Annotated in this window: 22 protein-coding genes and 1 pseudogene; 22 read left to right on the top strand and 1 reads right to left on the bottom strand. The window is 41.9% G+C overall.

Annotated elements, in window-relative coordinates; genetic code table 11:
- Window positions 1-299: 299 nt before the first annotated feature.
- Window positions 300-794, top strand: coding sequence for a DUF2716 domain-containing protein (locus tag HCJ66_RS15195; protein ID WP_187133905.1), 495 nt, complete (start codon window positions 300-302; stop codon window positions 792-794).
- A gap of 155 nt (window positions 795-949) precedes the next feature.
- Window positions 950-1,363 carry an arsenate reductase ArsC gene (locus HCJ66_RS15190; protein ID WP_187133904.1) on the top strand — a complete coding sequence of 138 codons (414 nt, stop codon included), beginning with the start codon at window positions 950-952 and terminating at the stop codon, window positions 1,361-1,363.
- 123 nt (window positions 1,364-1,486) lie between these two features.
- On the opposite strand, the gene HCJ66_RS15185 is transcribed toward HCJ66_RS15190, so the two are convergent.
- Entirely contained in the window at window positions 1,487-2,314 is an 828-nt protein-coding gene (locus tag HCJ66_RS15185) for an alpha/beta fold hydrolase (RefSeq protein ID WP_187133903.1), read from the bottom strand.
- A 152-nt stretch (window positions 2,315-2,466) separates the two neighbouring features.
- Between HCJ66_RS15185 and HCJ66_RS15180 the strand changes: the two genes are divergently transcribed.
- The 20 genes and pseudogenes from HCJ66_RS15180 (at window position 2,467) to HCJ66_RS15085 (ending at window position 25,655) form a co-directional block, all read left to right on the top strand.
- Window positions 2,467-3,054, top strand: a complete 588-nt coding sequence (locus HCJ66_RS15180; protein ID WP_187133902.1) for a TetR/AcrR family transcriptional regulator — start codon at window positions 2,467-2,469, stop codon at window positions 3,052-3,054.
- A gap of 135 nt (window positions 3,055-3,189) precedes the next feature.
- The gene (locus HCJ66_RS15175) at window positions 3,190-3,417 is read left to right on the top strand and encodes a hypothetical protein (RefSeq protein ID WP_187133910.1); all 228 of its coding nucleotides are present in this window, start codon (window positions 3,190-3,192) and stop codon (window positions 3,415-3,417) included.
- Window positions 3,418-3,997: 580 nt separating this feature from the next.
- A complete protein-coding gene (locus HCJ66_RS15170; RefSeq protein ID WP_187133901.1) occupies window positions 3,998-4,252 on the top strand; it encodes a DUF1871 family protein in 255 nt (84 codons plus the stop codon).
- Between the two features lie 121 nt (window positions 4,253-4,373).
- Complete coding sequence (locus HCJ66_RS15165; protein WP_187133900.1) at window positions 4,374-5,243, top strand: AraC family transcriptional regulator; 870 nt, start codon at window positions 4,374-4,376, stop codon at window positions 5,241-5,243.
- Window positions 5,244-5,266: 23 nt separating this feature from the next.
- A complete protein-coding gene (locus tag HCJ66_RS15160; protein ID WP_187133899.1) occupies window positions 5,267-5,482 on the top strand; it encodes an LPXTG cell wall anchor domain-containing protein in 216 nt (71 codons plus the stop codon).
- A 691-nt stretch (window positions 5,483-6,173) separates the two neighbouring features.
- Entirely contained in the window at window positions 6,174-7,805 is a 1,632-nt protein-coding gene (abc-f, locus tag HCJ66_RS15155) for a ribosomal protection-like ABC-F family protein (protein ID WP_187133898.1), read from the top strand.
- Window positions 7,806-8,077: 272 nt separating this feature from the next.
- On the top strand, window positions 8,078-9,544 hold the full coding sequence (guaB, locus tag HCJ66_RS15150) for an IMP dehydrogenase (RefSeq protein WP_187133897.1): 1,467 nt from the start codon (window positions 8,078-8,080) through the stop codon (window positions 9,542-9,544).
- A gap of 168 nt (window positions 9,545-9,712) precedes the next feature.
- A complete protein-coding gene (locus HCJ66_RS15145) occupies window positions 9,713-10,498 on the top strand; it encodes a C39 family peptidase (RefSeq protein WP_425487927.1) in 786 nt (261 codons plus the stop codon).
- A gap of 144 nt (window positions 10,499-10,642) precedes the next feature.
- Window positions 10,643-12,421 carry a DNA helicase RecQ gene (recQ, locus tag HCJ66_RS15140; protein WP_187133896.1) on the top strand — a complete coding sequence of 593 codons (1,779 nt, stop codon included), beginning with the start codon at window positions 10,643-10,645 and terminating at the stop codon, window positions 12,419-12,421.
- A 105-nt stretch (window positions 12,422-12,526) separates the two neighbouring features.
- Entirely contained in the window at window positions 12,527-13,609 is a 1,083-nt protein-coding gene (locus tag HCJ66_RS15135) for a WxLIP family cell surface protein (protein WP_187133895.1), read from the top strand.
- A 306-nt stretch (window positions 13,610-13,915) separates the two neighbouring features.
- The gene (locus HCJ66_RS15130) at window positions 13,916-16,060 is read left to right on the top strand and encodes a DNA topoisomerase III (protein WP_187133894.1); all 2,145 of its coding nucleotides are present in this window, start codon (window positions 13,916-13,918) and stop codon (window positions 16,058-16,060) included.
- Between the two features lie 262 nt (window positions 16,061-16,322).
- The gene (locus HCJ66_RS15125) at window positions 16,323-16,616 is read left to right on the top strand and encodes a hypothetical protein (protein ID WP_246438733.1); all 294 of its coding nucleotides are present in this window, start codon (window positions 16,323-16,325) and stop codon (window positions 16,614-16,616) included.
- Window positions 16,604-17,882 (top strand): annotated as a pseudogene (locus HCJ66_RS15120) (Y-family DNA polymerase). The gene HCJ66_RS15125 and the pseudogene HCJ66_RS15120 overlap by 13 nt, the downstream one beginning before the upstream one ends.
- Window positions 17,883-18,077: 195 nt before the next feature.
- Complete coding sequence (locus HCJ66_RS15115) at window positions 18,078-18,461, top strand: cupin domain-containing protein (protein ID WP_246438731.1); 384 nt, start codon at window positions 18,078-18,080, stop codon at window positions 18,459-18,461.
- A gap of 78 nt (window positions 18,462-18,539) precedes the next feature.
- Window positions 18,540-18,917 carry a DUF1761 domain-containing protein gene (locus HCJ66_RS15110; protein WP_187133892.1) on the top strand — a complete coding sequence of 126 codons (378 nt, stop codon included), beginning with the start codon at window positions 18,540-18,542 and terminating at the stop codon, window positions 18,915-18,917.
- Between the two features lie 125 nt (window positions 18,918-19,042).
- Complete coding sequence (locus tag HCJ66_RS15105; RefSeq protein WP_187133891.1) at window positions 19,043-20,740, top strand: CocE/NonD family hydrolase; 1,698 nt, start codon at window positions 19,043-19,045, stop codon at window positions 20,738-20,740.
- 199 nt (window positions 20,741-20,939) lie between these two features.
- Window positions 20,940-22,217, top strand: coding sequence for a D-alanyl-D-alanine carboxypeptidase PBPD1 (gene pbpD1 / locus HCJ66_RS15100; protein WP_187133908.1), 1,278 nt, complete (start codon window positions 20,940-20,942; stop codon window positions 22,215-22,217).
- A 324-nt stretch (window positions 22,218-22,541) separates the two neighbouring features.
- On the top strand, window positions 22,542-23,144 hold the full coding sequence (locus HCJ66_RS16380; RefSeq protein ID WP_187133890.1) for a CatB-related O-acetyltransferase: 603 nt from the start codon (window positions 22,542-22,544) through the stop codon (window positions 23,142-23,144).
- Between the two features lie 52 nt (window positions 23,145-23,196).
- A complete protein-coding gene (locus HCJ66_RS15090) occupies window positions 23,197-24,588 on the top strand; it encodes an O-antigen ligase family protein (protein ID WP_187133889.1) in 1,392 nt (463 codons plus the stop codon).
- Window positions 24,585-25,655: a CgeB family protein gene (locus HCJ66_RS15085; protein ID WP_187133888.1), complete on the top strand. Its 1,071-nt coding sequence runs from the start codon at window positions 24,585-24,587 to the stop codon at window positions 25,653-25,655. Before HCJ66_RS15090 ends, HCJ66_RS15085 begins: the two co-directional genes overlap by 4 nt.
- Window positions 25,656-25,973 lie beyond the last annotated feature (318 nt).

The following is a 25,973-nucleotide window of genomic DNA, read 5'->3' as shown; positions in this document are numbered from 1 at the left end:
GGAATGCGGGTAAAGTGAACGGGATTATTAAGAAAGAAAAAATTGTTAGTGAAAGACCCAATCCGTTCATATTTTCTCAGCATTTAGGAAAACTAAAATGGCTGGATAATGATAATGTTGTGCTAGAACACAAACAGCGTAAAGATGTAGTCTACAGTGTCTTTGTAGGTAATAATTAGAACCAGAATAAGTATGTTCTCCTTGAATGAGGAGGACATACTGTACATATGCATGCTATAAAATTTATTTTATACTAATACGCACTATAAAACATTTAGGCAAGTAAGGAGATGGTGATTTTGGGATTCAATATTCTTAGCGATAGCCAGAGGGATACTTTATGGGATAAAATAAGTGAAATCTATGGATTTGAAAATTATGGGTACAAAAATATTTTTCCAAATAATAACATTAAGTATAGAAGCTATTCGCTTAAGAGCATAAATATCATGAAGTTCTCATATAATGCTGATGGAACAGCATCTGCAGAGTATAAGTATAATGGGGAAAAATTAAAAAATTTATTTGCTAGTTACTTTGATAAAGGGATGTACATTCTAGATTGGCAACATGACTGTTATGAAGTTGATTCTTATGAGGATTTTCCAATATTAGATGGTGAAAATGGTGGGATATGGAAATCTAGTTTTTTACCTGAGGCGGACACAGTATTTTTCCTTTCTAAAGATTTGACAGAGGGTTGGATTACTGATTTTGATAACAGTTCAATTATTGCAGTTGGGGAGAATTTTATTAGTCAAGTTGAGAAATTAAATTTCGAGTTTCTATCCTAACAATTTATTTCATATTTCATGTATAGCAGTAGGATAGTTATGGCGCATAAAGAAATTTTGAGAGCGGACTGGAATGAACCTTTAGCGTTGGAAGAACTACAGCGTTTTGAAAGTATTCATGATACTATTTAAAATAATGAAGAGGTGCTTAAATAATGAAAATTGCGTTTATTTGCATTCATAATTCATGTCGGTCACAGATGGCGGAAGCGTGGGGTAATAAATTATTAAGTGATATCAGCGAAATTTACTCTGCGGGTACGGAAGAGTATCCCGAAGTAAAGCCGTTAGCAGTAGCAGCTATGAGTGAAGTTGGGATTGACACATCAGATCAGTATCCAAAACTATTAAAAGATATTCCTCCAAAGCTTGATATTTTGATTACTATGGGATGCGGAGTCGAATGTCCGTATGTGCCAGCCATTTACCGAGAGGATTGGGGTTTAGATGATCCGAGTGGTGGTCCGATTGAAGACTTCCATATTACGCGTGATTTAATAGAAGAACGAGTAAAGCAACTTAGAGAAAGAATCCTAAATGGGGATCTTAAGAATAAGCTTACAAAGTAAAAATACTATATTTAGCAAAAAAGTCTATTCCATGGTTATGAACAAAAAAATTCTTTAGAAATAAAAGTGGTGTTGCAAATTTTTAGTTTTGCAACACCATCATTTTACAAATTATGTGGAATACTAATAGCTTTTTTTACTTTCATCAATAAACATGAACACTTCATTTACAACCCTATCTGGGCAGTCAAGTTCCATCAGATGGCATTCACCACCTAAGATTACCGCTCTACTACCTTTTGTATTCCTCATTGCGTACATATTACTATCGAAATAATCTTCAAACAGGGAATCGATTGTACCAAACATATATCCTACTGGAATGGACATGTTCTCAAGTGCCTCTTTGCACGCTTCCTGAGTTGCCCATATTTTTTCAGGTGATGTGGCATACTCTTCTATTGCCGGATTCGGAGTACCGCCACCGAGTGCAGCCATTTCTTCCATTTTAGCTTTCAGACCTTCAGGTTTTCTCATTGCTACAGCCATCATCTTAGTAGGATCCTCTCCATCAAGTAAATCAAACCATTTTCTACTGTTTTGCTTGCGAAGATGAGGTGCCAAATAGAAGCTAGAAAAGGTTTCTAGTACTTCTGGATGTTCTTTTACAAGATACCAGCCCGGCACTGTACCATGACATTTTCCATTATAATGAAATTTTGTAATACCTAATTTTTGAGAGAAGTCGTAAATATCTTTTCCCCATTGCCTACCCCAGTGTGTTGTACCATCTGGATTCAATTCATCGGTAATACCATCAAAACGCATAACAACACCATATACATGATATTTTTTAGCAAGTCCTTCAATTACTGGCATTAGAGTGTGAAAATAAAAAGCACCTGCAATCAGCACCTCTTTATTCTCTTTGCCATATTCACAATATGTGAGTTCAGCACCATTATCCAGTACAACTGATTTACTTTCACCTTTAATTTTGTTAGCTTCCATGTTTCTTCCTCCTCATTTATAAAATATAATTTTTTTAATATCTCTATATTATAAAGATTTTTGAATTATTACAATGGACAGTATCATACTATGTGGTATAATAACTATACATATAGTTCATAAAAATATAATATTGTACGAAAGGAATAAAAATGCCTAAAAAAGAAGACTTAAGAGTAATTAAAACGAAAAAAAATATTGAATATACTTTCTTTGAGCTTTTAAAGACGATGCCTTTTGAAAAAGTAACAGTTAGGCTAATTCTTGAAAAGGCATTAATTAGTAAAGGGACTTTTTATAGCCATTATCTTGATAAGTATGACCTAGCTGAGAAAGTTGTTCATCAACATTTAAGCAAGTTCCAAGCCGGAGTGGCAGAACGTCTCGAAGGAATCCAGAATAACGAAGATTATGATGTATTGTGGAGTTCACTTCGCGAATCGATATCTACAATTATCGTAGATATAAAAACTTTAAAGAAACTACGTATTGAGGATATGGACATTGAAACAAGCATAAAAAATATTTTACAAGAAGAATATGTCAAGTATGCAGAAGTCCAAAATATTCAAATAAAAAACATACGTTTACAATCAGCAATCATTGCGTCGCTTGCAATAGAATACATTACCTACATTCAGGAATATGATGAATTGATTGAAATGCCTGATTATATTCAAAGTATTCACGAGATTTCTACCCAATATCTTTCCTACCTTAAGCATACAAAAAAAACATAGCTATGAAATACGCTCACTTATTGTTAGCAGAGTAAAATAAAGAAATGAGTTTTATTTGGAGATGTGCTGACTTGATTACTATATTGGCAACATAGCAAAAGATATAAACCCGAATTCGAAATTGCGGTGGATCATGTGTATCAAAACGAGGAAATTGCGGGTATCGAAATCCTAGGAGACGAGGCTCAGGTTGCGGGGATTATCGTTGGGAGTGATTATGAAGGCTTGGAAGTCAGTCTAGTCACCGATGAAGGACGCCCAGATGGCACTTGCTGGATTAAAAAAGAAGACATTATTGCGGTTCGATTTGGTGGTAGCGTCGAGCAAGATATGATGCAGAAACTGCGGAAGCAAACGAGGTAAGATGGGAGCAGGCTCTTCTCAGGATTTGGAGGAGAGCTTGTTTTTATAAATAATACGATTTTGAGAAGAACGAGAGGTTACTGTATGCAGATTTTTATCTATTCAATGGCCTATTGGAGGGAGCACACTAATTTGGAAATAATGAAGATTTTAATTTCGGCGGAATTTTTCTTAATCACTGTCTTGAGTTTTATATTGATTGATAAGTGCGCTAATAAGAAAGACAAGTTTTTAAATTTTATGACGTCGCTATTTGTTGTTGTGGGGGCAGTTATATTATCCACATTTGTGTTTTTTACAAGCTAATTTTAAAAGGAGGCGAACGTGTATGTTGCAATTTCTGGCAATAGTACTCGGATTCTACACCGTCACATTATTAATCATATTATTTTTCTTTTATTCAAAGCTATACATCAATAGAAAAAAGTTAGTCATAGTCACGATATGCTCATTATACTTTGTAAGTTTGATCCTATTTGCGATTACGCTGGTAAAGGATTTTCTTTATAGTGCATAATATAAATTTAGGAGGTACATTAGGACGAATGGTATCGAATTTAAGTCAAAGGAGACTCGAAATATGAGAAATAAAGTAAAGCATGTCATCGATGAATGGGATCCAATTGAAGTACTTCCATTTGCTCCTTCAGATGAGTATGACTCAGAAATAAATCAAATTGTTTACTTTTTAAATAGAAGTGAGATTACAGATTTTGAACTCGCCGATAAGATTGAGAAAGTTTTTATAGATGCATTTGACGATTCTATAATTCAATTTACCAAAGAAGAGTATCTGGCTATTTCAAGAAAAATTTTAAGTGAGGACACTGAATAATCACTGAAATGTGGTGAGATCTAATTTTGGTGATACTCTACATAATCGTCACTATATGCAACGATAATGACGGGAGCACTCGTTATATTTTTGATAAAATCGCTTTAAGGAGGTCATAGGAATGGATACAATTAAGCAAATGAATCTAGCTATGCAGTATATTGAAGCTCATTTGATGGACGAAATGGATTACAAAGAGCTTTCGAAAATCGCGTGTTGTTCGGAGTATCATTTCAGACGGGTCTTTTCATACCTTGCAGGAATGCCGCTTAGCGAGTATATTCGATTAAGAAAATTAGCCGTAGCAGCCATTTTGATAAAAGATAGTGATGAAAAAATTATCGATATTGCGATGCGTTTTGGCTATGAGTCGCCTGATGCTTTTACCCGAGCGTTTCAGTCGATGCACCACGTCACGCCTACGCAGGCTAAAAAAGAGAACACGCACTTAAAAACTTTTCTGCCGATGACCTTCCAATTGAAAATACAAGGGGGAAATATAATGGATTATCGGATTGAAACAAAAGATGCTTTTAAAATTGTCGGGATTAGCAAGCGCATTAAACTAGTGTATGAGGGCGTAAATCCGCAGATGGATTCTATGTGGGCAAGCCTAAAACCAGAAGACTTTGTGGCGTTGAAAAAACTATCGAATATTCAGCCGTCGGGAATCATTTGTGCTTCAACGAACTTTGGTGAGGGTAGAGAGGAAGGCGCTGAGTTAGATCAATACATTGGTGTTGCTACGACGATGGCTGTTCCGGAAAAATGGGAAGCTTTAGTGGTGGAACCTTCAACTTGGATAGTGTTCACGGCGTGTGGAGAATTTCCTAAAGCATTGCAGGATGTTTGGGCAAGGATTTACTCAGAATGGCTCCCAACGTCGGGTTATGAAGTTGTTCCGGGACCAGAAATCTTGTGGAATGAGAGTCCTGATACAAGTAAACCAGATTATAAAAGTGAGATTTGGATACCTGTTGTGCGGAAGTAGTTTTGGGGAGGGCATGTTTAATATTGACTAGCACGAAAGTCATTGAACTTGAAAATCTTATTGATAAGGCCAGCAATCTCTATGAGCTGAACGTGGAAGCAGCGGCAGTGAAGAGCCCAGAAAAAGTGGGGCAACTTCCTGAAACTGGCGACGAGTCATCGAGTAAATGGCCAGCTTTCGTAGGTTTATTCGCAATCCTAGGATCTGTTGCTGTCCTCTATAGAAAAAATAAGGTTTGACAATTCAAGCGGAACCTAGTATTCTAAAAGCATATTTTAGAAACGGAAAGAGGTGAGGAATCCATGAAATTCTCGATAGCGCGTTTGAAGTTAGTTGCCAATTTATGCAGTATCATCCGTGCCATTTTTCCCATTTTTTCAGTTACAGGACACAAGTCTGTCCAATTTGCGTAACTGAATATCGGAAAAATAAGAGAAGCATGGATTTCTAACTGAAAAGCTGAAATGGCTCGTTAGCTCCGAAAAAAGCTGGCACATCTGTAGTGAAAACTTGGTATTGGTTTTTGCGAAAGATGTGAAGTTACCGAGGAGTTAGCCGTTGAGGCTGGATCTAGACTGAAAAACTCAGGACTAATCCCAAATTCGAGACGGAGTGTATATCCTTTCGAATGCTGAATCTGACTTTTGTGTTGGGCTCTTAGGGTTTTGCTTGAGTTTTTTTGTTGTACATTTAAATATGGATTGTTTCACGTGAAACAATGAAGTGCAGAAATGGCTCGTTCAGCTCCGAAAAAAACTGGAGCGGCCGCAGTGAAAACCCGGTGTTGGTTTTTGCGGAGGGCGAGAAGTTTTCGAGGAGCTAGCCATTGACGCCGGATCTGAATGAAGTGCAGAAATGGCTAGCTTAGCTTTGCAAGGAATAGAGCCACAGGATGAAATGCTTCTCGAACAATGATGAGGAGTAGAAATTATGACAATAGTAGCTTTAAATAATATAACAAAACGGTTTACAGGTGATTTGATTTTAGAAAAGATTAGTTTGCAGGTAGAGCAGGGGGAACGAATTGGGCTCATCGGGCGAAATGGTGAGGGGAAAAGTACGATTCTGAGGATTATTGTACGGATGGAAGTGCCTGATGAGGGGATTGTCTCGGTGCAGAAGGGCGCGACGGTGGGCTTGTTGGATCAAATGCCGAGCGTGACGGGGACGATGGTTGTGCGTGACTTTCTGAGGACGGCGTTTGGGCATGTGTTGGCTTTGCAGGCGGAATTGGAAGCGATGGAAAGCCGAATGATGCATGATACGAGCGAGAAGTTGTTGCAAAATTATGGTGAGAAACAGGCGCGCTTTATCGAGCTTGGTGGCTATAATTTGGATACGGATATGGATAAAATTTTGCATGGGTTGGGGATTCCTCATTTGGCGGATAAGGCTTGGGAGCAGTTGAGTGGCGGGGAGCGGACGAAGGTGTCGCTTGCCAAGATGTTGCTTGAGGAACCGGATTTGCTGTTGCTGGATGAGCCGACAAACCATCTGGATCTGCGGGCGGTAGAGTGGCTGACACAGTTTTTGAGGGTATATCGGGGAACGGTGTTGGTTGTTTCGCATGATCGGTATTTCTTGGATGAGGTTGTGAACAAGATTGTGGAGCTCGAAAATAAGGAATTGATCACGTATCACACGAACTTCTCGGGGTATTTAGTGGAGCGTGAGGAGCGATTACTCAAGGAATTCAAGGATTATAAGGACCAGCAGAAGAAAATCAAGAAAATGCGGCAGGCTATTAAGCGGTTGCGGCAGTGGGCGATGGAGGCTAACCCGCCGAATGGTGCGTTGTTCCGCCGGGCGAAAAGTATGGAGAAGGCGCTGGATCGGATTGAGGTGTTGAAAAAACCAGCTTTGGAGCAGAAGAACATGCGGCTGGAATTCGAGGAGTCGAAGCGTAGCGGGGAAGATGTGGTGATTTTTGATCAGGTTGGGTTGGAGTTCGGGTCGCGGATTTTGTTTGAGAGCCTGGATTGGCATGTCAGGCAGAAGGAGCGGATTGCGATTGTCGGCGAGAATGGGGCGGGAAAGTCAACGCTTTTGAAGCTGATTCTTGGTGAGGTGGAACCTGATATTGGGACGGTGCATGTGGGGCCAAGTGTTGATATTGCATATTTATCGCAGCATATGGATGTCGGGGATGAAAATCAGACGGTCATCGAGGCGCTTCGTGATAAGGTCGCGGTTGTTGAAGGTGACGCGAGACATATGTTAGCGACGTTCTTATTTTACGGCGAAATGGTGTTTCGAAAAGTGGCGAATCTGAGTGGTGGCGAGCGAATGCGGCTTAGTTTGGCGCAGTTTATGAATCAGCCGGTGAATACGCTACTCTTGGATGAGCCGACGAACCATTTGGACATTGCTTCACGGGAAGTGCTGGAGGAAGCGCTACGTAATTTTGAAGGGACGATTATTGCGATTTCGCATGACCGCTTTTTTATGGATCAGATTTTCGATCGGACAGTTTGGTTGGAGCAGGGGCAAATTTTTTCGTATGTTGGAAATTATTCGTACGCGGCGCAGAAGCGAAAAACAATTGTTTCACGTGAAACATAGAGACTATATACCTATGTTGAAAGAACGTGAAAAACGGCTGTAACTCCTTTCATATCAAAATAGTTAGCTGATGGTCTAAAAGTCAAACTAGTTCAGAAAAAACTGATAATTGCAAGCCTCTTGACATATGACGCTATTTCTTGTAGCATTTATCTAATTAGCAAAATCTATCGGCGGAAACGAAGAGGAATTGCGAGTGATTTTTCTACTATAGAATGGCTTGTAATTCTGGAACGGTGACGTCAACCAAATTTGAAGGAGTGTTGCGACCCATGTGGGAGACTAAGTTTGCAAAAGAAGGTCTTACTTTTGATGATGTATTGTTGGTACCGGCGAAATCGGATGTACTGCCGAATGAGGTGGATTTGAAAGTAGAAATGACGCCGACACTGAAGCTCAATGTACCGGTTTTTAGTGCAGGTATGGATACGATTACGGAGGCCAAAATGGCGATTGCGATTGCGCGTCAGGGCGGTATCGGGGTTATTCATAAGAACATGACAGCCGACGAGCAAGCTGGGGAAATTGAGAAGGTGAAACGTTCGGAGAGTGGCGTTATTATTGACCCATTCTACTTGACGCCAGACCATAAAGTATTTGACGCGGAGCATTTGATGGCGAAATATCGTATTTCGGGTGTACCGATTGTTAATAATGAAGAAGATCGCATTCTTGTTGGGATTTTGACCAACCGCGATTTGCGTTTCATTACAGACTATTCGATCGTGATTTCTGATGTAATGACGAAGGAAAACCTAGTTACAGCACCAGTTGGCACGACCTTGAAGCAAGCTGAGAACATCCTACAGAAGCACCGTATTGAGAAACTTCCAATCGTGGATGATCATGGTGTTTTGAGAGGTCTTATTACGATAAAAGATATTGAAAAAGTGATTGAGTTCCCGAATTCGGCGAAGGATTCTCATGGTCGTTTGCTTGTTGCAGCAGCAGTTGGCGTGACGCATGATACGCTAAGCCGCACGGAGAAACTGGTCAAAGCTGGCGCGGATGCTATCATTATCGACACGGCGCACGGTCACTCACAAGGTGTTCTAAATAAAATTGCTGAGATTCGTGCGGCGTTCCCAGACGTGAACATTGTTGCTGGTAACGTGGCTACGGCTGAGGCAACGCGTGAACTTTTTGATGTTGGGGTGGATATCGTGAAAGTCGGTATCGGACCTGGTTCGATTTGTACGACGCGTGTGGTTGCAGGCGTTGGTGTGCCTCAGATTACGGCGATTTATGATTGCGCGACGGTTGCGCGTGAGTATGGCAAAACGATTATTGCGGATGGCGGAATTAAGTATTCTGGAGATATCGTGAAGGCTCTTGCGTCTGGTGGACACGCGGTTATGATCGGTAGTATGTTTGCTGGAACCGACGAAAGTCCTGGCGAAACCGAGATTTTCCAAGGTCGTCGTTTTAAAACGTATCGTGGTATGGGAAGCCTTGCTGCGATGGAGAAGGGCTCGAAGGATCGTTATTTCCAAGCCGACGCGAAGAAGCTAGTTCCGGAGGGTATTGAAGGTCGCGTGCCTTATAAGGGTTCTCTTGCGGACGTGCTGTTCCAACTGATTGGCGGGATTCGTTCTGGGATGGGTTATTGTGGTTCGGCCGATTTGCGTCACTTACGCGAAGAGTCGCAGTTCATTCGTATGACAGGCGCGGGCTTACGTGAGTCGCATCCACATGATATCCAAATTACGAAAGAAGCACCGAACTATAGTATTTCGTAAAATAAAAATAAAGCGCCCTAGGCTTGATGAGACTCGTAAATCTCATCAAATCTAGGACGCTTTTTTGTTTACGATGGCTGTGTAGTGGTATATAAAACTAGCGCAACACGAAAGACTAACAGGGGAATGTTGGTCTTTTTTTGTAGAAATGAGTAGGGGGATTGTAAAGTGGGGAATTATCGAAAGTGGCTTGTTGGAATGGTTTTGGTCGTTTTGTTGAGTGTTGTGAGTGTGTCGGCGGTTTCGGCTGCAACGACGTATTATACAACGGGGAGCTTGACGGTGCGCGCTGGGGCTGGGACGAATTATAAGGCGGTTGGCTGGCTAGCGAAGGGCGCAAAAGTGAGCAGTTTAGCGAAAACCGGGAAATGGCATCAGATTATTTTTAAAGGGAAGAAAGCATATGTGTCGGGGAATTATTTAACGACGCGGGTTGTGAAGCCTGTGCCACCACCAAAACCGACTCCGAGGGTGTTACTGAATGTGCCGCTAATCGCGCAACGACCGCAGTTGCCAACGGGGTGTGAAATTGTGGCGGTGACGATGATGCTGAAATATAAGGGTGCGAATGTGGACAAGGTGAAGTTGGCGCGCGAGATGCCAAAACACGCGAGTAATCCGAATTTAGGCTATGTTGGGAATCCGTTTACGCGTTCAGGATACACGATTTATCCGCCTGCTTTGATGAAATTAACGAAGAAATACGCGGGTTCAGCGGTGAATCTAACGGGTGCTGCGAATGCGACTTTGGAGAAGAAACTGAAATCGGGACGACCTGTCGTTGTGTGGACGCGGATGCATGGTTTTAGCGTACATTCTGTGACATTGACGGGATATGATGGCAGTTATTATTACTATAACGATCCGTGGACGGTGAAAAAGAACGTTCGAATTTCGAAGGCTTCATTTAATAGTACGTGGAGTGCCTTGAAAAAACGCGCGATTAGTTACTAAATCAGGGGTAAAAACCAAATTTGAAGGGCTTGAGATCTGTGGAAAAACGGATTTCGCAAAAGCCCTTCTTTTGTTTGGAGAAAAACGGTATACTAGAGGGATAGAAAAGTTTGCACGGGAGATAAAGGTAGGTGCTAGTGGAAAATGATAGAACAATATTGGGGTAGATCGCAGCAGGTTTTGCAGGAGAGCTTTGGTTATTCGTCGTTTCGCGATGGGCAAGAGGATGTATTGCGAAACCTTTATGCGCGTAAGGATACGCTGGCGATCATGCCTACTGGGGGCGGGAAATCGCTTTGTTACCAGATTCCAGCGCTGGTTTTGGACGGCTTGACGATTGTTGTTTCGCCGCTGATTTCATTGATGAAGGATCAGGTGGATGCGCTGAATGAGCAGGGGATTCCGGCGACGTTTGTGAATAGTTCTTTGACGGGAAACGAGATTGATAATCGGTTGTGGGATGCGGAAAATGGGGCGGTAAAGCTGCTTTATATCGCGCCGGAGCGTTTGGAGACGGCGAGCTTTCAACGGTTGGTGGACACGACGGATATTGCGCTTTTTGCGATTGATGAGGCGCATTGTATTTCGCATTGGGGACATGATTTTCGTCCGAGTTATTTGACGCTTTGTGATACGCTGGATCGGATTCATCCGCGCCCGCTTATTATTGCGCTGACGGCGACGGCAACGCCAACGGTTTCGGATGATATTATGAAGTTGCTGGATATCGGCCCAGATAGCATTGTTCAGACGGGATTTGCACGGGAAAACTTGGCTTTTCAGGTCGTGAAGGGGCAGGATCGTGATAAGTATCTGCTCGATTATGTGAAAACGAATAGTGAGCAGTCGGGAATCGTGTATGCGGCGACGCGTAAAGAGGTGGAGCGGCTGTACGAGATGCTGACGAAGAAGGGCATTCCGACGGGGAAATATCATGGTGGGATGTCAGACAAGGAGCGTAACGGTTGGCAGGAGAAATTTCTGTATGACGATGTGCGCGTGATGGTGGCGACGAATGCGTTTGGTATGGGTATCAACAAATCGAATGTGCGGTACGTGATTCATTATAATTTGCCGCGAAATGTGGAGGCATATTATCAGGAAGCTGGGCGTGCTGGACGTGACGGCGTTGCGAGTGATTGTATTTTGCTGTTTGGCCCGCAAGATACGCATATTCAGCATTTTTTGATTGATCAGTCGGAAATGGACGAGGAACGCAAACAGAATGAGTATGCGAAACTGCGTCAAATGGCGGGTTATGGCTATACGGAGATTTGTTTGCAGAAATATATTGTGCAGTATTTTGGCGAGGAAGGCGAGAACTGCGGACGTTGCGGAAATTGCTTGGATACGCGCGAAGCTCAGGACATCACGATTGAGGCACAGCAAGTCTTTTCATGTATTAAAAGGATGCAAGAACGGTTCGGAAAAGTCATGGTCGCAAAAGTACTGACGGGCTCGAAGGATCAGAAAATCCAGCAGTGGCGCTTGGAGGAGTTATCAACGCATGGTTTGATGAAGGATCGCTCGCAAAAAGATGTGTTGCAACTGATTGATTATCTGGCGGCAGAGAAGTATTTGGCGTATACGGACAGCCAATTTCCATCGCTAAGACTGACGAACGAGGCGGTTAATGTGTTGCTTGGCAAGGAGAAAGTGACGCGGAAAACGGCCCGGAAAGTTACGAAGGTATCAATTGCCGTGGATGAAGGATTGTTCGGCGAATTGCGTGAAGTACGTCGGGAACTTGCATCGAAACACAAAGTGCCGCCGTATATTATTTTCTCTGACGAAACGTTACGGCAAATGTGCGAATACTTGCCGAAAGATGAAGAGGCATTTTTGGAAATCAAAGGTGTCGGTATGAACAAGCTTGAGAAATATGGCTCGGAATTCTTAGAAGTGTTGCAGAAACAAGCGTGAAAAAAGCAGTATTTGGACGGTTATCGAGTCCAGATACTGCTTTTTTATGGAAATACGAAAAACGTAAGTTCTTAGTTTTTAAAATCGCATCAACGGGTACTGGTAATGGAGGAATATAAATCATTTTTAAAAGAGAGAATTGAAAGGAGTTGGGATTTTGTGAAGAAGTTTATGTTACTTTTAGTATTGCCAATTATGTTGATAGGGGTGTTATTTCATCCGTTAAGTCCTGAGGCGGCCGCGAATTTCTCGGTAACGGCGGTTATTCCAGATAACCAAATCGATAAATCCAAAACGTACTTCGACTTACGCATGAAACCAGGTCAAAAACAGGATTTAGAGGTTGTACTTAAAAACGATACGGATAAGGAAATCACGATTGAAACAAATGCAAATACGGCGGTCACGAACGATAATGGGATTGTGGACTACAGTCAAACCGATCCGAAACTGGACAAATCGCTGAAAACACCATTTTCCGAAATTGCCAAAACAGACGATGAGGCTGTGCTCCCAGCCAACAGCAGCAAAACAATCAAGGTCACAGTAACCATGCCCGCTGCCTCATTTGACGGCATTATTTTAGGCGGCTTACAATTCATTGAAAAAGAAGATCCTGACGCGAAAAAAGAAGATGGCAAAGGCGTACAAATCAAGAATCGCTATGCGTATGTGGTCGGCGTGCAACTATCGGAAAATGATACCGTTGTAGAGCCAGACATGAAATTACACGCGATTAAACCGCAACAAATCAACTATCGCAACGTGGTGACGGCGAACCTGCAAAATCCAGAAGCGACGATGATCAAACCGCTAATGATTGACGCGAAAGTTTACAAATCAGGGGACGATCAATTGTTACACCAAGCAAGACGCGATAATTTAAGAATGGCGCCAAATTCCAATTTTAACTACGCAATCGATTGGGAAAATCAACCACTAAAAGCCGGGAAATACCGTTTGAAAATGGTAGCAACATCCGGAGATAAAACATGGAAATGGGATGAAGAATTCACCATTAAGGGCGACGACGCGAAGAAACTGAACGACACCGCTGTAGAACTTGAGAAAGACTACACATGGTGGTATGTAGCAGGCGGCGCATTAGCACTGATTCTACTGGTACTCCTAGCATTCTGGTTAGGAAAACGCTCGAAAAAAGACAAAGATGAAGATAAAAAAGAATAATTAAAAAGAACCCGGATAGGAGCTGTAACATGGCTTCTATCCGGGTTTTTACTACAGCAAAGCGAGTATGTAATCCATTTCTAGGAAAAATCAAGTTAAATGGTCGGCCAAAGTTCTAATAAGGAGTTGGGCGTCATGCTCTGTGAAAGCTCCGCAGGCTAGCCATTCGGAGCTTTCACAGCCTCCACAAAAACCAAAGGAGGGTTTTTATTACGCCTGCTCCAAGCTCTTTCATGGCTGAACGAGCCTGCTCCGCATTTCTGTGTTAAAATAGACTCATCCTATAATCCAGAAAGGAATTTTAAAATGACAAAAACAGTAGTTTTAGCAGAAAAGCCTTCTGTTGGGAAAGATATTGCGCGCGTTCTTGGCTGCAAACAAGGCAAGAACGGCTACCTGGAAGGCTCGAAATATATTGTAACTTGGGCGCTGGGGCACTTAATCACGCTCGCTGACCCAGAGAATTACGACGCCAAATATAAATCGTGGAACATGGAAGATTTACCGATGCTTCCGCAAAAAATGAAACTTGTACCAATCAAACAAACGCGTAAACAATATGAAACGGTGAAAAGTCTGATGACGCGTAAAGACGTTGATTCCATCGTCATCGCGACGGATGCCGGGCGTGAAGGTGAGCTCGTGGCGCGTTGGATTATCGAATACGCCAAGGTGAAGAAGCCAATTAAGCGTCTCTGGATTTCATCTGTAACCGACAAAGCGATACGTGAAGGGTTCAGCCGACTTCAACCGGGCAAAGCCTACGAAAACCTATATCGTTCCGCTGAGGCACGTTCAGAAGCTGACTGGGTAGTTGGAATTAACGCCACACGTGCCCTGACGACGAAATACAACGCGCAACTTTCATGTGGACGCGTGCAAACGCCGACGCTTGCGATGATTGCACAGCGCGAGGAAGATATTCGCCAATTTAAGCCTAAGGAATTTTACCAATTGACCGCGGTGACGGAACAAGGTAGCTTTGCTTGGAGTAAGGGCCAGACTTTTGACGAGTCCGAAGCGGAGAAAATCGCGCGTAGCTTGAATGGGAAGGAAGCCATGATTACTGATGTGGCTGTGAAGGAGAAGAAAACGCACGCGCCAGGTCTGTATGATTTGACGGAACTGCAACGTGATGCCAATAAACGCTTCGATTTTTCCGCTAAAGAAACGCTAAATATCATGCAAGCCCTATATGAACGCCATAAAATTCTGACGTATCCGCGTACCGATTCGCGCTTTATTTCCGACGACATCGTGCCAACATTGAAAGAGCGCGTAGAAGCCTGTGGTATCGGTCCATACGCAAAACCTGCACGCGCCGTAGCGTCGAAGCCAATCAAAGCGAACAAGTCATTCGTCGATAATAGCAAAGTAAGCGACCATCACGCGATTATCCCGACGGAAGAAACACCAAGCTTGTCCGACCTAAACGACCGCGAACGCAAGATTTATGACCTTGTTGTCAAACGCTTTTTAGCCGTACTTTCCGCACCATTTGTGTATGAAGAAACCGCCGTGCAAGCCAAAATCGGCAACGAAACATTCGGACTTAAAGGCAAAGTTGTGAAATCGCTCGGTTGGAAAGCCGTTTACAATGAAGACAACGATGCAGACACGGTCACAAAACTGAAAAAAGGCGAGCAATTGAAGGTTCGCGATATCCAGCTAACGACAGGGAAAACAAAGCCACCAGCGCGATACAATGAAGCGACCTTACTTTCCGCGATGGAAAACCCAAGCCTATCCAGTGGCAAAAAAGATCTGGCGAAAACACTCGGTGAAACAGGCGGACTCGGTACAGTTGCAACGCGCGCCGACATTATCGAGAAACTTTTCAACAGTTTTTCTTTAGAGAAGCAGGGAAAAGATATTATGATTACGTCAAAAGGCCGCCAGTTGCTAGACCTGGTTCCAGCTGATTTGAAATCCCCAGAACTAACCGCTATTTGGGAACAAAAACTATCAAAAATTGCAAAAGGTCAACTAGACAAAACCACATTTACGAACGAAATGCGCGATTACGCCAAAAAAGCCGTGACGGAAATCAAGCAAAACGATAAGAAATTCAAACACGATAATGTTACCTCGACCAAGTGCCCAGATTGCGGCAAACTGATGCTTAAAGTCAAAGGTAAAAAAGGTACGATGCTTGTGTGTCAAGATCGCGAATGTGGCCATCGTGAATCCGTTGCCAGAACAACAAACGCTCGCTGTCCAAACTGCCATAAACGTATGGAACTGCGCGGTGAAGGCGACAAACAAATCTTCACTTGTTCTTGTGGTCATCGCGAAAAACTATCGGCATTCAACGCTCGCCGAGGCAATGAGAAAAATAAAAACGTCTCAAAAAGCGAAGTTGCAAACTATATGAAGAAACAAAACAAGAAAGAAGAAGAGCCATTCAATAACCCGATGGCCGAGGCGCTAGCGAAGTTGAAACTGAAATAAAGGATAGATACACATCCGAATCCGAATCATGGGTTTGGGTGTGTATTTTTATATCTAATGCTTTAAATTGGAAATTCGGTAGCCTATTCGTTCTTAATTTTAAATAGTTCTTTAGTGACTTGCTAAAACGAACATATGTTTGTATACTGTTAATTAGAGTGGTGGAGAAAATGGCATTGAATTTTTCATCCAGCCAATAAATAGGAGGCGATTTACGATGGCCTACAAAGATCGAGGACTAAAGAAATGGGGCGGTTTCATATTGAGTGAGCATACTGCACATATGGAACAGTCTAATAGAGCACCCCAGTGGAAAGCGGCGATGGATGAAGATGTTATACAATCCGTTCTAAACCATGCGACTTCCCACCATGTGATGCTTGCCATTCAAGAATATCAGCCAATTGGTGTGGAGGCACAACCAGACATCATCGGGCAATTAATTGGTATTGAAGGTGATAGTATTTACATTCGCACAAGCACTGGCATTCATGCGATCGAGCTAGTCAATATTCGTCATGTAGAAGAGAGGCGGATGGAGAAATGGTACAGCTAATTGACTACGAAAGTGCACCAAAGCGAGATATTCTATGCATCGATGTAAAAAGCTTTTTTCGCCTCTGTTGAATGTGTAAAAAGACGTCTAAACCCTTTAGAAGCCTATTTAGTCGTGATGAGTAACCAAGAGAGCCAAGGCGGTTTAGTACTCGCAGCGACACCGAGAATGAAAGATACATTTAATATTAAAACAGGATCAAGACGTTTTGAAATACCAGAAGATACACGAATTGTTGTCGCAGAACCACGAATGAAATTGTATCTACAAGTCAATGACATGATTATTGCGATATTCAAGCGTTATGTAGGCCCAGAACATTTGCTGGTTTACTCCATAGATGAGGCTATTCTAGATGTATCCCATTCACATAGCCTATTTGGAGACACCATGACAATCGCCAAACGCATACAGCAAGACATTTTAGACGAGTTGCGATTATATGTCACCATTGGAATCGGAGAGAACCCATTACTTGCAAAAGTAGCGCTGGACGTCGAAGCAAAACACCAACCAAATGGGATTGCGGAATGGCGCTACGCCGACGTCCCAAGCAAGCTGTGGCAAGTAAAACCGATAACAGAAATGTGGGGTATCGGACGCAGAACCGAGGTGCAACTGAACCGTATAGGTATTTATACAGTATATGATTTAGCACATGCAGAACCCAATTATTTGCGCCACGCGATGGGAATCGTTGGTGAAGAACTCTATTATCATGCCAATGGTATTGATTATACAGATTTGGCAGAGAAATATGTCCCATTGTCGAAGAGTTATGGCAAGAGCCAAATATTAGAACGAGACTACGCTAATCATCAAGAAGTCGAGATTGTCATCCGTGAAATGGTAGAAGATATAGCCATGCGTTTACGACGCGAACATGCAGAAACATCTGTTATCCACGTGTCTATAGGTTATAGCCGCTACAGTACACTAAAAGGCTTCGGCAACCAACTAAAGATTCATCCGACTGACAGCAGTAAGAAAATAACGACCTACGCACTTCACCTATTCCGAAAACATGTCGCTAATGAGCCAATTCGTAGCTTATCGATTCAGCTAGGTAAGATTCGTTATAAAGAGGGGACGCAGTTGAATTTGTTTGAAAGTGCTGTCCAGACAGTCAATCAAGAGCAACTAGAGCGAACAATAGATAAAATTCGCGACAGGTACGGTTTCCAATCTTTAATGCATGCAAGTAGTCTAGCAATTGGTGCCACTGGATTAAGGCGATCATCCTTGGTCGGTGGGCATAAAGGTTAGTAAGTTATTGTAAATAAAATTTGGAATCAATATAGCTGAATGGAACAACACTGCAGCTAAAAATACCCGTTCTTTTATCCCATTTAAATAAAAATCTACGATAAAATTAGTCTAATAGAACAAAGATTTATCGACTCCTTACGTGTAAAATATAATTTGTGAATATAATCACAAATTCGAGAGGAGTTGCTCTACATGATGTTTGCGAAAAAAGTACAAGATTACAAGGACCGTATTTTTGATGTAAATGAAATCAAGTCTTTCGATGATGGCCAAGCTAAGAAAAATATTTTTTATGAAACAGGACAAACTGTGGGTGCGGTGTGGTGTTTGAAACCAGGGCAAGAGCTTTACTTTCATTCTCATAAGCGAGCAGATGACATCTGGATCTGTATAGAGGGTGACTCTGGTACGTATTATCCAGAGTGCGGTGAGTCAGTCGAAATCTCAAAGGGAATGGTTTGCGTAGCTAGACCAGGCGAGAAACATGGAATGAAGAACACCGGAACCACAGATTTTGTATTTATCGGCATTGCTGGACCAGTACCACTGGATTTGATTCGCCATGAACTGGAATAGATATGAACTGTAATAATAGGCTGTTAAAACCTCCGAAAACGTGCTAATATAGCTTTTGTACGATGAAGGGGGGTATGTATGAACATCGTTATTGCATTACTAGCAGGATTGGTTGCCTTTGCAGTCGGAGCGCTATGGTATACTGTGCTTTTTGGAAAGGTCTGGATGAAGGCAGTAGGAATGACGGAGGAAACCGCTCAGAAAGGATCACCGGCAACGCCAATGATGGTGACACTTGTTGTTGAGATGGCTGTGGCGGTACTCGTGAGTTTTGTTTTGTTTCACTTGGATCTGGATATTTATTTGGGAGGTTTACTCGTCGCTAGCATCGCAATCTTGTCGGCAATCAAGAATTATATGTTCGAGATGAAGCCGTTTAAGCTAATTCTGATTAATGAAAGCTACAAATTGGTGATAATTATGATTATGACAGCAAGTGTAGCCATTTTTTCTTAAATAACTAAAGACCAGCGTGTTTCTGATGCCAAATTAGAAGTACTCTGGTTTTTTTTGCGCGCTTTTCTTGACTCTGGTGGCAGAATACGAAACAATAATAAGTATATAGAAGGAGGTTGTTTCACGTGAAACATTGTAAAATTAAGATTGAGAAAGATGTCCCGGCAAAAATGCGAGATGGTGTGACGTTGTATGCGGATGTTTATCGCCCCGATGCGGACGGAGAATTTCCAGTTTTACTAACAAGACTTCCATATAGCAAGATTTTTGGATTACATTTTTTACGCCCTGATGTGTTGGCGGAGAATGGATATATTGTTATTGTGCAAGATGTGCGTGGGCGCTTCAGCTCAGAAGGAGAATTTGTTCCGTACATAAATGAGGCCAAGGATGGCTATGATACAGTAGAGTGGGCGGCGAAACTTCCACAGGCAAATGGAAAGGTTGGCATGTTTGGTCTCTCGTATTACGGATATACCCAATTATTAGCTGCGATGGCCGAGCCGCCAAGCTTGAAAGTTATCGTCCCAACGATGTCGCAAAACAATATGACGGATGTATTCAACGATCACGATGGTGCGCTTGAACTTGGCGCGTGGGCTTCATGGAGTATTGAGTCCATTTTGCCCGATTTAATTACGCGTCATATTACAGATCCAAAAGAACAGAAAGCTGCGTTTGAACAGTTAGAAAAGGATCTCGACAATCTGGAAGAATGGTATAAATTCAAACCGATTAATGCTTGGCCTCCAATTAAAAACACTGGTGCGATGCCATATTTCACAGAAATTCTTGATTACCCGCTAGATCATCCACATTGGAAAAATACGAGTGTGAAAGATAACTATGATCGAGTAAAAACGCCAGGTCTACACATTGGGGGCTGGTATGACTGCTTCCTAGACAAGACAATCGCTAACTTCCTCGGTGGACACCGTCAAGGTCTTGGTGACAAAATGGTAATTGGACCTTGGACACATGGAAATTTCATCTCGATGATTGGTGATCGTGATTTTGGAACTGCAGCGGGTTCTTGGGGCGAGGCGAGTATGCATGCACGGCACTTGGAATGGTTTAATCACTGGCTAAAAGACGAGCCATTACCACATACAGCGCCAATTCAAATTTTCACGATGGGAATTAATAAGTGGCAAGGCGCTAAAAATTGGCCACTGGAAAACACGAATTTTACGCCATTATATTTCCACAGCGAAGGTAAGGCAAATACGCTACACGGTGATGGAAAGGCTGATTTTAAACGACCAAAAACCGCTGAAAAGAGTGATGTTTTTGCATATAATCCAGAAAATCCGGTGCCATCACATGGTGGTGGAACGCTTCATAAGGCGATTCAAGCTGATGGTCCACGTGATCAACGTCAAGTAGAAGAACGCGAAGATATATTGTGCTACACAACAGCCCCACTTACGGAGGAAATCGAAGTAACTGGACCAGTTGAGGTTGTTTTATGGGCTAAAACAAATGCTGTGAACACCGATTTTACAGCTAAACTAATAGACGTTCTGCCTGACGGAACAGCCTATAACCTCACAGAAGGTATTATTCGCGCTTCTAAACAGAACGGAGATAAAGTACAGAATGAATTGCATAAATATACGATTGATCTGTGGTCCACAAGTAACGTGTTCTTGAAAGGTCATGCCATCCGTGTCGAGATCTCATCAAGTAACTTTCCAAGGTTCGATGCGAATCCAAATACGGGTGATAGCTTTATCAATACGACGGAGAGTGTTGTCGCAAATCAAACAATTTTCCATGATGTAGAGCATCCATCCCATATTTTGCTTCCGATAATTAAGTAATTTTATGACTAAAGTTCCTATACTCACCATTTAATTCATGGTAGAATAGTGAGGTATCTCTATTTTTAAAGTACCTTTCAAGAGGCTAAGGGAGCTTGATCTTGACTGTTTAATAATAAAAAAAGATAGCGTATGAAGGAGCGGTAAGGTGAGAATTTTTTCGAAAATAGGGGTTGTCTTTTTAGCGGCAACTTTGGCAATGAGCAGTTTAGTACATGGACCAGTGACGGCGGATGCAGCAGTAGCGCCACCAACTGTTAATGCAAACGCAGCAATTACAATTGAAGAAGGCACAGGAAAGATTTTATATGGCAAGAATCCGGATCAGTTAATGGGAATTGCATCGATGACCAAAATGATGAATGAGTATTTAATCTTGGAGGCTGTGGGGAACGGCAAGTTGAAATGGGACGATAAAGTTACGATTTCGGACTATGCATACGAAGTTTCCCAAGATCGCTCGCTTTCCAATGTACCTCTAAGACGTGGTGAGGACTACTCTGTTGAGGAACTCTATCAAGCAATCGCGATTTATTCTGCAAACGGTGCGGCTATTGCAGTCGCTGAAAAAATGGCAGGTTCAGAAGCTAAATTTGTCGACACGATGAATAAAAAAGCGGATGAATTGGAACTCGGCGCTCATAAGTTTGTGAATGCAACAGGTCTCAATAACTCCGATTTAAAAGGTAAATTCTCAGCTGGAAGTGCGACAGATGAGAACCAAATGACGGCTCGCGGGATGGCAAAATTGGCACAGCATATTATTCAAGATTATCCTGATGTATTGAAAACATCAAGTATCGCCAAGAAGAAATTCCGAGAAGGAACAAGCGATCAAATCGATATGACGAACTGGAATTGGCTATTGCCGGGCTTGATTTATGCACGAGAGGGCGTAGATGGTTTAAAGACTGGAACGACTGACTATGCCGGTCAATGTCTCACAGCGACTGCGGTTCAAGACGGCATGCGCGTGATTACAGTGGTTATGCATGCCAATGGCGGAACGAGTGCACATGATAAAACACGTTTTAGTGAAACCAATAAAATGCTCGATTTCGCTTTCAATAATTTTAAAGTAATGGAAGTTCGCAAAGCAGATACAGCGGTGAAAGAGACAATCGCGGTTAACAAAGGCAAGGAAGATAGCGTGGCTCTGATGACGAAAGACGCTGTGAAAATCGTTGTTCCCAAAACAACAACCGAACCAAAACTAGATGAAAAAGTAGTGTTAGACGAAAAGACAGTAGATGCGCCGGTGAAGAAAGATACGAAAGTAGGAACGATGACAGTTCAGCTAAAAGACGGTGACACATTAGGCTACGTAGACGGTAAGAAAACCGATACAATCAATGTTGTTACAAAGGACGATGTCGATAAAGCGAACTGGTTCATGCTTATGCTATATAGTATCGGCGACTTTTTCACAGGTATTTGGGATTATATTGTAGATGGAATCAGTGGTTGGTTTAATTAAATAGAAGATAGACTGAGCTCGGTGCAAGATGGAGCTCAGTCTTTTCATTTTGTAAAAAATATTAAATTTCGTTCACAGTATAGACATTTTATTCACAGAACGACTCATTTCGAGTTGCTTTTAAATGGATTTAACCGGTCAAAATAGGCCTAAATGTGAATGTCTGCGATGTATAATAAAATACGTTTATCTAAAAAGAACTCAAAAAGAGCGTTCGTTGAAATAAACAACTCATAATGTATTGATAATAAAACGCAGCTCCCTTATACTAGTAGTAAGATTAGGGACAGTTATTGGTTCTAAAAATGATGGGGGACTTACAATATGAACGTGAAACAGTATATGCCACTGGGGTTAAGAGGGTATATGAATCTGATTAAATGTAGAAAGCGATTTCCACAAAACAAGATTCTTTCAAGTCAAATTGGCGCGAATGTCATTCTGGGAAAGGAGTGCTGGGTTAATAAAGATGTGATCATCGGCAACAATGTAAGTATCGGTGACTATTCCTATATCAATAAAGGAGCGATAATTGCTTCTGGGACTATAGGGAAGTACTGCTCAATCGCTGCTTACTGCCAAATCGGTCTAGACGAGCACCCAATCGATAAGGTTTCCACCTCGCCATTCACCTACGACAGCTCGGATTGGGATAATTTTCAAAATCCGCCGGTGATTGGGAATGACGTTTGGATAGGTGGCAATGTTCTTGTGATGCAAGGCGTGAAGATTGGCGATGGTGCCATACTAGCTGCTGGTGCGGTGGTAACGAAAGATGTTCCGCCATATGCGATTGTTGGAGGAGTTCCTGCTAAAATTCTCAAAAAGCGATTTGAGGAAAATACCATTGAAAATCTCGTAAAAGAAGCTTGGTGGGAGAAATCAGATCCACCGACTAATTTAGACATAAAAAAATTCACTAAATAAATGTAGCCGACAACGACCACGATTGTACCTACAGATTTGAAAGGAAATTATCATGAACAGATGGAATGAAACTTTGGATAGTAAAAAAAGAAGCGTCATTATTTTATTCATATTTTTGAGCGTAGTAGTTCCTTTTGTACCAGCAATTTTAGCAGTACTTTTTATCGTGATCACTCTCTACATGATAAGAGAAATCCCACTTCAGAAACTGAATTATTATCTTTTTATAGGTGTAGTGATAAGTGGTTTTTTAGGTCCATACTTAGCCCTACCAACATTTCCAAGCTTCTTTCTTTTTCGGATTTTAATCATTCTGCACATGTTTTTATTTTTATTCGAAAAAAAGGATTTCAAAAAATTAGATAGTATCAAAATACCGATTATCCTATTTATCATCTGGATATTTTATTCTATCCTTAGCTTATTGTGGACGTCATCTCCAGCACTCAGCGTTGTAGCGATATATTACCAAATAGAGTCGTTCTATCTCCTGTTTGCGTTTGTCTATTACATCAACAGCCTCACCAAATTAAAGCAAATGCTAACGTGGATTGTACTCATCTATGTCATGACGATAGCGATTGGATTGTGGGAAATTCTAACGGGAGATCATCTAAAATATTCTGCGGGAAATATTTTATCTTATGGAGATATGCGGCCTACAGGGTTACTCGTCAACACGAATGATTACAGCTCCTACATCGCATTCTATATACCAGTACTACTACTTTTCTTATTCCAGAAAAAAACAATTCTTAAAAGCCTCATCGGAATCGCATCCCTGGGAGCTCTAACATTCATTATTTTGGAAACGGAGTCCAGATCAGGGCTAGTTGCTTTCGCAGTGGTTGTCGCACTAACGCTGTATAAAATATTCCATCACAAAATTATTTTCTTTTTCGGACTGATCATGAGTACTCTAATAGGGTTGAGCCTCTTGTTAATTCAACACGGAGCGAAACTAACAACGTATTTTACTGGGAAAACAGATTCTACTAACCAAAGAGCATTCATGTACGAGACCATTTTCCAGCTGTGTAAGGAACATAATTTTTTAGGAGTTGGCATCGGCGTCACGCCAAAATATGTTTTTACGGCATTATACGGGACATCGAATATTCCCGATACGATGCAACGAACGATGAGTGCGCATAATCTATGGCTCTCCAACCTATCCGATGTAGGCATCATTGGCTTTTTTCCATTCATTTTGTTGTTTATTTGGTTCGTTACGCACGCTATGAGATTGTATATCCAAAACCAACAATTATTAGCTGCAATCCCAATCTGCATTTTAGTTGCGTTTGTAGCGATATCGATTGGTAGTAGTAGTATTTTCGAAATGCGAATTGTATGGCTTGGCCTTGGGTTAGCACTGACGACTATCAACTTATTAGAGCAGAATACAAATAACCTAAAATTTAGAACAGGAGTGACAAGATGAAAAAACAGCTCAAAGTTTTATGCGTCGGAGCGGGGTGGCGAGGGTCTAACAGTAAATCGCTTTTTAACGGTTTTGCTAAACTCGGATGCGACGTTCGAATTATTGAGACAGATGGCTATTTCTATAATTATTCCGTACCAGAACGGCTATACATGAAGGTTCGCAAGGTTCCACTGAAAGCTAAATTTCAAAAATTCAATAAAACGATTGAGCGGACAATCGATTCCTATCAACCTGATATTTTATTTGTTGTGAAAGGACTCTGGGTGACCGAAGAAATCGTTCAGTACGCTAAGTTAAGAGGGATTACAACGATACATTTTCATCCAGATTTTCTGTTTGATGATCGCTACCATACTTCTCTCATTTTGGATAAGGCGATTCTGTCGTATGATATTGTGGTAACCGCAAAGACAACAGAAGTCGAGAAGTATAAACAGTTTGGATGTCGTAATGTGCATTTCATGAAGTATGCGTACGATCCAGATATTCACCATCCAGTGCGGTTGAGTGAATCTGAACAGCAAGTATTTGAAACCGATGTGGCTTTCGTTGGCAGGATGGAATTCCCGCGGGCAGATGCACTAAATAGTCTCGCTAAACTGGACTATGACTTAAAAGTATGGGGAACAAAGTGGGACAAGATTCCAAAAAACTACGAATTAAATAAATACTGTGAAGGACGTCCCATTTTTTGCGAAGAAATGGCGAAAGTTTTTCAAGGAGCAAAGGTTTCGGTGGGATTTTTGACACAATTGTCCTCCGAGCAACACACAGCGCGAACGTTTGAAATTCCAGCATGTCAGGGCTTTTTTCTGGGGACACGAACAGAGGAACATATGGAAATTTTTGAACCAGGCGTGGAAGCAGATTTCTTCAGTAGCGCAGAAGAATTAGCAGAAAAGGTGGCATTTTACACTCGTAATGAAGAGATTCGGAGTCAGGTTGCACAAAAAGGCTATGAAAAAGTTATTCAATTAAACGCAACATACGAAAATAGGGTCAAAGGAATTCTCGAATTTGCAGGGGTTGTTCGGAGTGGTTCCAAGCAAGTGGTGCTTCGCTGAGATTTGGAGAATCCTTCTGTCAGCGAAGCGACAAACGCTCATCTCCGTCGTTAAAAGCTGTGTTCCGATGCTCACATACTCTAGTATGCTCCGCTTCGGTACTCGCTTTTGCCTAGGATCTGAGCATTTGTCGATCCGCTGAGGTTGGGAGAATCTTTCTGTGTTTGGAAATTAAAAAGCATAATAAAAAACCACCGCGGAAAAGGGAGTAACCGCGTGGTCAAAAAGGGAGTTTGGTCATTCAGCGAAGCGACAAACGCTCATCTCCGTCGTTAAAAGCTGTGTTCCGATGCTCACATACTCTAGTATGCTCCGCTT

The sequence above is a fragment of the Paenilisteria portnoyi genome, from assembly GCF_014322795.1.
Taxonomy (GTDB): domain Bacteria; phylum Bacillota; class Bacilli; order Lactobacillales; family Listeriaceae; genus Listeria_A; species Listeria_A portnoyi.
This window is presented reverse-complemented; position numbering and strand designations above follow the sequence as displayed.

What these genes read in the sequence shown, in the direction of transcription:
- HCJ66_RS15130 (WP_187133894.1), top strand. Translation starts at nt 13,916, where the DNA reads ATGACAAAAACAGTAGTTTTAGCAGAAAAGCCTTCTGTTGGGAAAGAT.
- HCJ66_RS15110 (WP_187133892.1), top strand. Translation starts at nt 18,540, where the DNA reads ATGAACATCGTTATTGCATTACTAGCAGGATTGGTTGCCTTTGCAGTC.
- HCJ66_RS15190 (WP_187133904.1), top strand. Translation starts at nt 950, where the DNA reads ATGAAAATTGCGTTTATTTGCATTCATAATTCATGTCGGTCACAGATG.
- abc-f (WP_187133898.1), top strand. Translation starts at nt 6,174, where the DNA reads ATGACAATAGTAGCTTTAAATAATATAACAAAACGGTTTACAGGTGAT.
- HCJ66_RS15185 (WP_187133903.1), bottom strand. Translation starts at nt 2,314, where the DNA reads ATGGAAGCTAACAAAATTAAAGGTGAAAGTAAATCAGTTGTACTGGAT.
- guaB (WP_187133897.1), top strand. Translation starts at nt 8,078, where the DNA reads ATGTGGGAGACTAAGTTTGCAAAAGAAGGTCTTACTTTTGATGATGTA.
- HCJ66_RS15135 (WP_187133895.1), top strand. Translation starts at nt 12,527, where the DNA reads ATGGAGGAATATAAATCATTTTTAAAAGAGAGAATTGAAAGGAGTTGG.
- HCJ66_RS15115 (WP_246438731.1), top strand. Translation starts at nt 18,078, where the DNA reads ATGATGTTTGCGAAAAAAGTACAAGATTACAAGGACCGTATTTTTGAT.
- HCJ66_RS15180 (WP_187133902.1), top strand. Translation starts at nt 2,467, where the DNA reads ATGCCTAAAAAAGAAGACTTAAGAGTAATTAAAACGAAAAAAAATATT.
- HCJ66_RS15090 (WP_187133889.1), top strand. Translation starts at nt 23,197, where the DNA reads ATGAACAGATGGAATGAAACTTTGGATAGTAAAAAAAGAAGCGTCATT.
- HCJ66_RS15085 (WP_187133888.1), top strand. Translation starts at nt 24,585, where the DNA reads ATGAAAAAACAGCTCAAAGTTTTATGCGTCGGAGCGGGGTGGCGAGGG.
- HCJ66_RS15170 (WP_187133901.1), top strand. Translation starts at nt 3,998, where the DNA reads ATGAGAAATAAAGTAAAGCATGTCATCGATGAATGGGATCCAATTGAA.
- HCJ66_RS15165 (WP_187133900.1), top strand. Translation starts at nt 4,374, where the DNA reads ATGGATACAATTAAGCAAATGAATCTAGCTATGCAGTATATTGAAGCT.
- recQ (WP_187133896.1), top strand. Translation starts at nt 10,643, where the DNA reads ATGATAGAACAATATTGGGGTAGATCGCAGCAGGTTTTGCAGGAGAGC.
- HCJ66_RS16380 (WP_187133890.1), top strand. Translation starts at nt 22,542, where the DNA reads ATGAACGTGAAACAGTATATGCCACTGGGGTTAAGAGGGTATATGAAT.
- pbpD1 (WP_187133908.1), top strand. Translation starts at nt 20,940, where the DNA reads ATGAGCAGTTTAGTACATGGACCAGTGACGGCGGATGCAGCAGTAGCG.